Raw genomic sequence first — 10,236 nt, 5'->3', positions numbered from 1 at the left:
TTTACATAAAATACTGGTCTAGTTTCGTGATGTCTTTTTTAAGCAATTTGTCCTTTGATAACTTCAAAAGATATTATTTTTCAGTTGACATACTACCGCAGGTCTTTTTATACGCTCATCCTTTATATAAGCAATAGTTATGCCAACTTTACATTGTTGATAAGTAAATGTGCGGAGAACCCTATTACATAAGCGAAAAAATATTTTTAAGCGTTGTATGAAATCAATACTTAACATCATATTCATTACTTTTTATATATGTAAACGCTCTTTTATTGGTGCAAACACACAAAAACCGCCGATTATTCGGCGGTTTTGTCGTACTTGCTCAGTTTATATTGAAGCGTTTGACGAGGGATACCCAACATTTTTGCGGCTTGTAATATATTCCCTTCCGTTTCAATCAACGCTTGATCTATTAATTCTTTTTCTGTTTGATGAAGTGCTTCTCTAAGTGGCATTATACCCTTCTTCTTCGAAAACTTCTCTTTCCGAAATGTACGTGGTAAACAATTGGCTGTTAATGTATTCCCTTCTGCAATAATAACAGCATGTTCAATCGTATGTTTTAACTCCCGTACATTTCCAGGCCACTGATAAGCTTGCAGTCTATCTTTCGCTTCCTCATCCATTTGAAGTACACCTTTTTTATAACTTTTATTATATTCTTTCAAAAAATAAGATGCTAATAATAGTACATCCTCAGTTCTTTCACGAAGCGGTGGGATATATAATGAAAATACGTTTAAGCGATAATATAAATCAGTGCGAATTTTATTCTCTCGTAAACATATTTCTGGAGGCTGGTTCATCGCGGTAATAACACGAACATCTACTTTTCTCGTCTTATTATCACCAATTCTTCTAATGACTCCATCTTCTAACACTCGTAACATTTTTGCCTGCAAATCAAGAGGCATTGAATTCAGTTCATCTAAAAATAATGTACCACCATCAACAAGTTCAAATAGCCCAGCTCTTTCAATCGCTCCCGTATAGCTTCCTTTTGTCGTTCCAAACAATAAACTTTCTAATAGCGACTCTGGTAAAGCTGCACAGTTTTGTGCAATAAATGGCTTGTTTTTTCTTTTAGAAGCTTCATGAATTGCTTGTACGAACAGTTCTTTTCCTGTTCCTGTTTCACCATATATTAAAACATTCGCGTCTGTTGGTGCTACTTTTTGTGCTAACTCTTTCGTCTGTTTAAACCGCGTATCATTTGTCACTATCGTCTCAAATGCAGCGTGCTTTTTAATCACTTTTTTTCTAGATGATCGCTTTATTTTCGACTGTAAGTCAACAATTGTGTCAGTAAGCTTTTGAATTGTAGAGTAATCCTTTGCAATTTCAACAGCCCCAGCAATATTCCCATCTATAAAAATAGGTAACGTCGTATTTACTGTACAAACATCTTCACCATTTAAATTTTGATAATGTTGTACCTGATGTACGATAGGTTTTTTTGTATCTAGTACTTTCATCAATGTACTCGTTTCCCTTGATAAAGACGGGAACGCTTCTAACAGATGTTTCCCTAACACTTTTTCAATCTTCGATCCATCGTGTTTTGCAGCTACAGAATTATAAAATATTGTAATTCCATTTTCATCTACAGCGTGTATAGCCTCATCAATACTGCCCAAAATCGCTTCAATGACTTCTTGTGTCGAAACTGCTAGCAATGTCATCCCCCCTCTTGCCGAAAATCCAGCAATTACATGCCGATTTTTCGGCACACCTATGTGCGATTGTAAGCATGACGATTCCGTTCTATAATTTTAATCAATTTTATATTTTCATTAGATAACTCGAAACTCTAATTAGTGCGGCTTTTTCAAACAACCAGCTCCACCTAACTGTTTTGCTTTACAGCCAAATTTTGAGGCGGAAGTTTTACTGCTTTCGAATAGCTAGATAGATCTTTCACCCATATATTCATATCTTCCAACTTATCGAAAATGTAGCAATTATTCGCCAGTCTTCCTGTATACGTATAGCCTAATTGATGAAAGGCAGCATTCATTCCGAAAGAAAGCGATCGAGCAATTGTATAGGAGCAGAAAATAGATCTTTCTTGAAGTTCTTCCTCTAATTTAATTAGTAAACTTTTCATAAATCCATGTTTACGGTATTCAGGTAAAGTAGCACAATTCGTTAATTCTGCATTCCCTTCCTTTATGTTCATTTCTGCAGATGCTGTACTAATAATTTTCCCCTCAAATTCATACACGTAGTAAATTGTATCGTCTTCTTTCATCGTCTGTAATACATAACTCGCTTCATTTAAAGGTGTCGGATACACTTCAAATACTTTTCCGAATACAGTTGCTAATTCTTCTGCATCTTCTTCAGTCGCTTTTCTCAGCAAAAATTTCTCTGGAACTACTTTTTCTTTTATTTCTTTTCCTTTTACACCGCTTAATATAGTATCTTCCTCAGTCCAATGCATACTATTTCGTCTTTCATCATTATTATATTTCACAAAAAAGTATGCATCGTGCCCTTGAAAATAATGAGGTATCGTTGCTTCCAACAAAAAACCGAAAGAGAGCCATGTTGAAACATGCTCTCCCTTTCCTTTAATAATACATTTAGTGAAAGAATGTTTCTCTGCTAGTTCGTCAATGGTCTGTATAATACCTTCAACATTTCCTGTATAGTGATCTACCCGAATACGCTTATTAAAATAATCTAAAACACCTTCTACTGTATAACAATTCGTCTGTTCTCTAAAAGATTCATAGTATTTCATTTTTTCACCTCACACCAATCTAGTAATGTACATGCAATAATTTTTGCGGCAGCTATCATTTTATCAACTTCTATATATTCGTTTGGATAGTGTGCTACTTTCGTCTCTCCTGGACCAAATACTATTGTTGGTACGTTTGCAATTTGTGTAAATAAACCTCCATCAGTCCCCCACGGAGATGCTTCAATAATTGGTTCGTTCCCTTCGATTTCAACAAAGTTGTGATGAAGTGTCGTAATGAGTTCATGGTTCTCTTCTAGTTCACCAGGAACCCATCTCGCTCCAAACCATTCTACTTCTACTGGATTTTCAACAAACCAATTGTCCACATCATTTAATTCAGCAATCCAATTCTCAAACTCTTCTTTTGCCGCCTCTATAGTCTCATTCGGCGCAACACCGCATCTTCCTTCTAAAATTAATTCATCGGGAACAGAACTTGGCCAACTCCCTCCTTCAATTTTCCCAATGTTAATTGGAATTGGAATCGGAATTTCTTTAAATAACGGATCTGTAATTCGACTATTTCTTTTCTCCTCTAGCTTTCTTACATGTTCTATAACAAACATACTTTTTTCTATTGCACTAACCCCTTCATAGCGCGTTCCACCGTGTGCAGCTTTCCCTTTTACACGTAGACGAAACCACATGGAACCTTGTTGTTTCGGGAAAAACTTCATATTAGTAGGCTCCGGAATAATGACACCATCTGCCTTATATCCTCGTAATATAGTTGCTAATGTCCCTGCTCCGCCACTTTCCTCTTCTATTACACTTTGAAAATAGATGTCTCCTTTTAATTCAATGTTAGATTCAATAATCGCTTCCATCGCAAGCATAAGTGCGACATTTCCGCCCTTCATATCCGTCGTTCCACGGCCATATATACGATTTCCGATTTTCTCACCGCTATAAGGATGATGTTCCCACTGATTCACATCCCCTTCTGGAACTACATCAATATGCCCATTCAATATCATAGATTTCCCGTCGCCACTTCCTTTTAAAGTTGCTACAATATTTGGGCTATCTGAAAAACTTGTACGGGGTGATACAAAATAAGGATGATCTTTCATTTTAGAAAAAGAAGGCTCCCATATATCGAGCTCTAAACCTAATTCACGTAATTTTTCAATCACAATTGCCTGCGCACCGCTTTCATCACCAGATACGCTCTTTTCTTGAATTAATCGTTTTAAAAATTTCACACTTTCCTCTTCATGGCTCTCAATATAATCACAAACTTGCTTTTTTAATTGCTCCATATATTACATCTCCCTTCATTCAATTACTAGTAAGTTAGAACTAATTTGAAAATCAGCTTCTGTATGTCGTTTTACATCTTCTACTGTGTATGGGCTCATTAATTCTTGTAATATAAGTCCACTCGGAGTTACCTCCATGACTGCCATATCAGTAATAATTAAATCTACACATTTCTTTGAAGTTAATGGCAATGTACACTCTGAAACAATTTTTGCATTTCCGTACTTATCAACATGATTCATCACAACAACGACCCGCTTCGCTTTTTGTGCTAAATCCATTGCTCCACCAATACCTGGAACACGTTTTCCAGGTACAATCCAGTTTGCTAAATCACCATTTTCACTTACTTGTAATGAACCAAGAATCGTTATGTCTAGCAAACCTTTTCGAATCATCCCAAACGCTGTGCAGCTATCGAAATAACTCGCTCCTGTTATAAGAGAAGTTGGTAAACCTGCTGCATTACACAAATTTTCATCTTCATTCCCTTTACTTGGCGTTGGTCCCATGCCGACGATTCCATTTTCCGCATGAAACATAACATTTATATCTTCAGGCAAATGATTTGGTACAAGCGATGGTATGCCAATACCTAAATTTACAATCATACCATTTTGTATTTCTTTCGCCGCACGCCTAGCAATCTTATCCCTCACTTCTACGCCCATACCCATTTCCAGTTCACTCCTTCCGACGGTACAATATAATTTACGAAAACACCTGGAACGACAATTTCCTCTGGATCTAAACTTCCAAGCGGGACTATTTCTTCTGCTTCTACAATTGTTATATCCCCAGCCATAGCTACATGGGGATTCATATTTCGTGCACTTTTGTCAAATACAAGGTTACCAAACGGATCTGCCTTTTTCGCATATACAATTGAAACTTCAGCAGTTAATGCTGTTTCAACTAAGTAGGTCTTACCATTCATTTCAACTGTTCGTTTTCCCTCTTCCACAATCGTATCAACACCAACATCAACTAAAACACCACCAAGACCAACGCCACCAGCGCGAATACGCTCTGCTAATGTTCCCTGCGGAGAAAACTCAATTTGTAATCTTCCCTCGTTTAGTTGCCTTCCTGCATTTGGATTGGAGCCAATGTGAGAAGTAATTATTGATTTAACTCTTTCATTTGTAACAAGACGACCGATACCTACATCAGGAAATCCAGTGTCATTTCCAATTAAATTTAAATTTGTAACGCCTTTTTCTAAAATTGCCTGTATTAAAGAAGGAGGGGATCCAATCCCTCCAAATCCCCCAAACATCAATGTCATATCATCATGGAACAAAGAAATTACTTCCTCAATTTCTTTTAATTTACCGAATGTATTTGTAATAGTTGTCATGCGATACTATGCCCTCCTTTTTGCATCATCTCTTCTACACTTTTAGAGAAAATTGAAAGTAATTCATCTAACTCGGAATATGTAGTTGTCATTGGCGGTGCTACAAGCAGTGCACTATCTTCTTTTCCTGCTTGCCCTGAAACTGCTTGGTATAAAAGCAGACCATTTTTAGCTGCAACTGAAATAAGCTCTGACGCTTTTGTAAACGCTTGCAATTCTACTCCGATTAGCAACCCTTTTCCGCGCACATCAGCAATGATTGTCGATTGTTGCTGAACTTTCTGTAAGCCTTTTATTAAATACTCTCCCTTTTCTGCTGTTTTTTCAGGAAGATTATGTTTCTCCATATATTCAATAACAGCTAAAGCCGTTGCTGCAGACAATGGATTTGCACTTAACGTATGACCGCTCATTACTGAACGTGATCCACGTAATATTGGTTCCATAACACGATCACTTACAACTGTCGCTGCCATCGGTGTATATCCCGCTCCTAACCCTTTACCAAGTGTCATAATATCCGGCTCTACGCCCCAATGCTCCATCGCAAACCATGCTCCAGTACGACCAAGCCCAGTCATTACTTCATCCGCAATAAATAAAATATCGTAATGGTCGCAAATCTCTTTAATGACTTTATAATAGTCTTTCGGCGGAACAACCGCGCCTCCAGCTGCTCCGATAATCGGCTCAGCAATAAAAGCAGCAATATGCTCTGCACCAATTCTTTCAATTGATCTTTCTAGTTCAGTCGCACATGCCAGCTGACAAGTTGGATATACTTTTTGAACAGGACATCTGAAACAATATGGAGCTGGTATAGTCGGATAATCTTCCAAAATAGATACGAAACGTTGTCTACGTAGTGGATGCCCAGACATCGATAAAGCACCCATCGTAATACCGTGATAACTCATCCATCTTGATAAAATTTTATGTTTCCCTTGAATACCTCGCTCTTGAAAATGCTGAATTGCAATTTTCATAGCTGTTTCATTCGCTTCCGTGCCACTATTTACAAAAAAACTCCAGTTCAAATCTCCTACACTTAAATCACTTAACTTCTTCGCTAATTTTTCAGCTGGTTCACTCGTAAACTGTGATCTATAAACGAAAGCAATCTCCTCAGCTTGCTTTTTAATAACGTCTGCAATCTCCTTTACGCCATGCCCAATACCTGCCGTAATTGCTCCTGACGAACCATCAAAATATTTATTGCCATTTTGATCATACAAATAAACACCTTTTCCATGTGAAATCATTGGATACGGCTGACCAACAAGTGGTTTAATTAAGTAATCGCGCATAGCGCTCCCCCATTTCTCCAATTTGTATATATATATGAAGAAAATTGACGTTTCTTTCATAAAAAAGAATCCTCTGCAAAAGCAGTGAATTTATCAAAAAACTATTATAAAATATACAAATGAGTGCTTAAAAATTTTTATAAAACAGAAAATTCAGAACTAAAAACCCGAAGACCAACCCTTTTCTATACGCCCAAATAACTCTCCTTTTTATATGAAATGACTACATCACCAAATGTTTTTATAGCATAATGCCAGCTGTCCTTAAATGCCGACATTCTGTACACTTCGACGGAACTCCCGTTAAACTCCTTCCTATTATCCTACTTTAAATTGCATATTTTAAAACAAATTTCGACACCCACCTTACTAATCAATTCAGATTCCTATTCATTATGTAAACTTTTCAGTTTTAAACTATAAAAAAAGAACCGATTAACCACACTAATCAGTTCGTCATGACGCTCTCTTATGGGTTAATACTGTCAATTGCTAAAATAAATAGAAAAATGAAGTTTACAAATTCATCCTACAGCCTATAACACAAAACCTTTTCATAACTTCATTCACAATTACTATCGGGATATCCCTATCCCGAAGTGGCACTCCTTTCCTCAGATTCAAAGTATCTTTCCTTTATAATTTATGTAGGACAATTATCACTTTGTATGTGTATTTGCCTATAATTAAAAAAATCCCTAGTTTTCTAGCGATTTTTGGACATGTATTCAATATGTTAATTGAAATGCACTTTCAATTTGGCATTTATTTTACTTTCGTACAGTCATATGTACTGCTTTACTCTGCGAAATTCTCGTAAGCACCAGCACCTCTTTATGAAAACATATTTGTTGTCAATTTTTAATTTTCCCTTTATAAAATCATTTTTTTTGCATAACCGCTTTCTTGCTTCGCATATAGTTTTAATGATGACAAAGGAGGAATGTTCATGTCTCAATCTGAAATCGAAAAATATGGACAAGAAGTTACACAATACGAACAACTCGCACGTTACTATCAGTTTCGTAATCCTAAAAAATATATAGAATTATATATGAAATATTACGATGCACTATCAAAACTTGTACAGGCGTATGAAACAAGAGACTCACAAGAAGCTGCTTTACCGTCACATATAAGAATTTTTCATGCCGATCCAAATATACCAGCGGTTGACATTTTAGTAAACGGACAAAAGGTTATTAAAAATATTTCATTTAAGCAATTCAGCCCTTATTTATCATTAGTGCAAGGTAAATACCGTATAGATATTGTTCCTGTCGGAAATGAAACTCCAATCTTTTCAGCGTTGGTACCAATAATGGGAAATCATACTTATACTCTTGCTGCAATAAATAGTGATAATCACCTACAATTACAGCCTATACTTGATAATACACATTTACCAGCTGGTCAAGCCAAAATACGGTTTGCACATTTCTCTCCAGATACCCCTGTTGTAAACGTAGATTTAAAAGATGGGGATCATTTATTTGAAAATGTACTCTTTAAACAAATAACAGATTTTTTGCAAGTTAGCCCTGGTACAGCAGATATTGAAATTTCACTCGCAGATAATAAAAACGTTTTATTGACTATACCAAAATTCAATGTTGAACCAAATGTTATTTATACAATTTCAATAGTAGGTTATTCAACTAAAGATCCTAAATTAGAAGCCGTTATACTCACAAATTAAAACAGTCTACACCATTCATTTGGTGTAGACTGTTTATTTTTGAAATGCAATTTGAAATTCTGTCCAATCGTTATCTGATCGACACATAATGGATCCATTATGTTTTTCCACAATTTGTTTACATACAAATAATCCAATACCAGTTCCTAACTTTTTAGTAGTTACAAATGGTTCAAAAATCGTTTCTACATTTTCAGCTGGAATCATTGGTCCATTATTTTTTATCACAATTCGAATAGCTTGATCTTCTTCAAATACATCAATGATAATTTTTCGTTCTTCTTTCATTGATTCAAGAGCATCAATTGAATTCATTAATATGTTTAAAAATACTTGTCTCACTTCACTCCGATAACCAACAAGCGGAATTGGATACGGTAAATTCTTTTCAATCAAAACATTCGCATTGACCAAACTCGGATATAAGAATTGTATAATGTCTTGAAACAAGTCATTAAGCCAAAACCGTTCCGATTCATTCCACATTTCTTTTTTCGATACGAGTAAAAATTGCGAAATACGAAAATTTAATTGATCTAATTCATGCGAAATAATATCTAAATACGATAAACTCGGATGATCCGCCTTTAATAATTTAACAAACCCCATAATAGAAGTAAGCGGATTACGAAATTCATGTACAAAACTAGCTGACATTTGCCCTAAAATCGTCAGCCTTTCTTTATGTGTTTCGTTAATATATTGCTGTTTTTCCTCTAAATTCTTCGATATAATTTCCGAGTATTTTAAAACGGTATAATAAATTAATTTGTCAAAACAAGTATGTATTTTTGCCATAATTGGTTTCAATTCACGAGCGCTAACATCTAATTCACACATCGCTTCGAAAAGTTCATTTCTTCCCACGTTTGCGTTATAAACAAAATCTCCAATATTCGCATCTGCTCCAGCACGTTCAATAGCAATTTTCTCACATAACGGTTGAAGATAATTTATATCTTTATCTTCCATAGTAAGTTCGATAATTAACTCTAGTAAATCCTCTCCATTTTGAACTACTTCTAGTTTAAATGGATCTTTTTCGGAAATTATCATTTTGTTTTTCCAGTTCTCTACGAATTGGTGCCTATTGTTTTTCAAGTGTGAACAAAATATTTCTTTAATATCCTTATCGATTGGAAAAACCTCCATTCCCTCCATTTCCATACGACGAATACCCTTTATATTTTGAATATTAACACAAAAAATACAATTCGTTAATAGATTTTTGTCACATTTTGTTAATTTCTGTTGATAAAATTATTTTTTCTTTCTTATTTAACTAATTGTATACAAATCCCCTTTTTCCTTCACATATTTTCATTATTTCCGTAGTCAAAACGACTTTTTTTTGCATCATTTTTAATTCTTGCGTACAATAGAAAATGAAAGGTGTGAAAAATATGGTAAATAAAAATGTGGAAGATTATCTCCAAGAAGGCATTTACGGCCAAAAGCAAAACAAACCAGAAGAACGTAATATGTATTTAACTACATTACGTGAGCGTGTGGAAATCGCTTTAACAATCGGTCAAGTAATGCAAAGTAATGTATACTCTGAAGTGGCGGGTAGCATGCGCTCTTCTCAATCATTACAACTCCTCCTAAATGGTGGCATTGCTTACCCACATTTATCAAAATACATTAAATTAGCAAACGAAAAAAATGTTCCTTTTACAATTGTTCAAAATAAAGATACAAAAACACCAATCGGTTTAGTATTAACTCATGCTACTGCTATAGATAAAGAACAAATTTATGTAGAAGATACTATTTTCAAACAAGAAATGAAGTAAAAGTTACACTTAATTAAATAGTTACTAGAAGCGTAAAAAACGAGTATGGAATCGTA

9 protein-coding genes are annotated in these 10,236 nt (G+C 35.2%); 2 read left to right on the top strand and 7 right to left on the bottom strand.

Going from position 1 to position 10,236, the window contains the following annotated elements; translation table 11 throughout:
• Positions 1 to 302 precede the first annotated feature (302 nt).
• The 6 genes from rocR to MR168_RS14165 form a co-directional block, all read right to left on the bottom strand.
• The gene (gene rocR / locus MR168_RS14190) at positions 303 to 1,688 is read right to left on the bottom strand and encodes an arginine utilization transcriptional regulator RocR (RefSeq protein ID WP_086412224.1); all 1,386 of its coding nucleotides are present in this window, start codon (positions 1,686 to 1,688) and stop codon (positions 303 to 305) included.
• 164 nt (positions 1,689 to 1,852) lie between these two features.
• The gene (gene ablB, locus MR168_RS14185) at positions 1,853 to 2,752 is read right to left on the bottom strand and encodes a putative beta-lysine N-acetyltransferase (protein WP_086412223.1); all 900 of its coding nucleotides are present in this window, start codon (positions 2,750 to 2,752) and stop codon (positions 1,853 to 1,855) included.
• The gene (locus MR168_RS14180; protein ID WP_000436698.1) at positions 2,749 to 4,017 is read right to left on the bottom strand and encodes a peptidase; all 1,269 of its coding nucleotides are present in this window, start codon (positions 4,015 to 4,017) and stop codon (positions 2,749 to 2,751) included. Before MR168_RS14180 ends, ablB begins: the two co-directional genes overlap by 4 nt.
• Before the next feature lie 15 nt (positions 4,018 to 4,032).
• Positions 4,033 to 4,695, bottom strand: coding sequence for a CoA transferase subunit B (locus MR168_RS14175; protein WP_000525293.1), 663 nt, complete (start codon positions 4,693 to 4,695; stop codon positions 4,033 to 4,035).
• Positions 4,680 to 5,378, bottom strand: a complete 699-nt coding sequence (atoD, locus tag MR168_RS14170; protein ID WP_000208102.1) for an acetate CoA-transferase subunit alpha — start codon at positions 5,376 to 5,378, stop codon at positions 4,680 to 4,682. The genes MR168_RS14175 and atoD overlap by 16 nt, the downstream gene beginning before the upstream one ends.
• Positions 5,375 to 6,685 (bottom strand): aspartate aminotransferase family protein, encoded by a 1,311-nt coding sequence (locus MR168_RS14165; RefSeq protein ID WP_086412222.1) that lies wholly within the window; start codon positions 6,683 to 6,685, stop codon positions 5,375 to 5,377. Before MR168_RS14165 ends, atoD begins: the two co-directional genes overlap by 4 nt.
• A 949-nt stretch (positions 6,686 to 7,634) precedes the next feature.
• Here MR168_RS14165 and MR168_RS14160 point away from each other — a divergent pair.
• Positions 7,635 to 8,384 (top strand): DUF4397 domain-containing protein, encoded by a 750-nt coding sequence (locus MR168_RS14160; RefSeq protein WP_000083284.1) that lies wholly within the window; start codon positions 7,635 to 7,637, stop codon positions 8,382 to 8,384.
• Between the two features lie 33 nt (positions 8,385 to 8,417).
• Here the strand turns inward: MR168_RS14160 and MR168_RS14155 are convergent, their stop codons facing one another.
• Complete coding sequence (locus tag MR168_RS14155) at positions 8,418 to 9,551, bottom strand: BA2291 family sporulation histidine kinase (RefSeq protein ID WP_000425086.1); 1,134 nt, start codon at positions 9,549 to 9,551, stop codon at positions 8,418 to 8,420.
• Between the two features lie 236 nt (positions 9,552 to 9,787).
• Here MR168_RS14155 and MR168_RS14150 point away from each other — a divergent pair, with 236 nt between their 5' ends.
• Positions 9,788 to 10,180, top strand: a complete 393-nt coding sequence (locus MR168_RS14150) for a YueI family protein (RefSeq protein ID WP_000247558.1) — start codon at positions 9,788 to 9,790, stop codon at positions 10,178 to 10,180.
• Positions 10,181 to 10,236 lie beyond the last annotated feature (56 nt).

Origin of the sequence: Bacillus cereus group sp. BfR-BA-01356, assembly GCF_022663635.1 — a bacterium.
Classification (GTDB): domain Bacteria; phylum Bacillota; class Bacilli; order Bacillales; family Bacillaceae_G; genus Bacillus_A; species Bacillus_A cereus.
The sequence above is the reverse complement of the archived record's forward strand: the minus strand, read 5'-3'. Positions and strand labels throughout refer to the sequence as shown.